The organism is Nonomuraea sp. NPDC048916, from assembly GCF_040649575.1.
GTDB lineage: Bacteria > Actinomycetota > Actinomycetes > Streptosporangiales > Streptosporangiaceae > Nonomuraea.
In genome coordinates this window covers 1-498 of the sequence record NZ_JBEZFS010000199.1, presented here as the reverse complement: position 1 = coordinate 498, position 498 = coordinate 1, and the positions used below count along the sequence as shown (strand labels likewise).

The 498-nt window shown below is 65.9% G+C and carries 1 protein-coding gene; it reads left to right on the top strand.

Translation table 11 applies throughout. The features are described from left to right. The coding region (locus AB0C16_RS40425; protein WP_357691481.1) for an Hsp70 family protein at positions 1 to 498 on the top strand (498 nt) is incomplete at both ends.

Here is a 498-nt window from a genome sequence, read left to right as displayed (position 1 = left end):
CATCGAGCGCAACACCACGATCCCGACCAAGCGTTCCGAGATCTTCACGACGGCCGAGGACAACCAGCCGTCCGTGCAGATCCAGGTCTACCAGGGCGAGCGCGAGATCGCGGCGTACAACAAGAAGCTCGGGATGTTCGAGCTGACCGGTCTGCCGCCGGCCCCGCGCGGTGTCCCGCAGATCGAGGTCGCCTTCGACATCGACGCCAACGGCATCATGCACGTCGCCGCCAAGGACCTCGGCACCGGCAAGGAGCAGAAGATGACCGTCACCGGCGGCTCCTCGCTGCCGAAGGACGAGGTCAACCGGATGCGCGAAGAGGCCGAGAAGTACGCGGAGGAGGACCACGCCCGCCGCGAGGCCGCCGAGTCGCGCAACCAGGGCGAGCAGCTCGTCTACCAGACGGAGAAGTTCCTCAAGGACAACGAGGACAAGGTCCCCGCGGACGTCAAGACGGAGGTGGAGACCGCTGTCGGCGAGCTGAAGGAGAAGCTCAA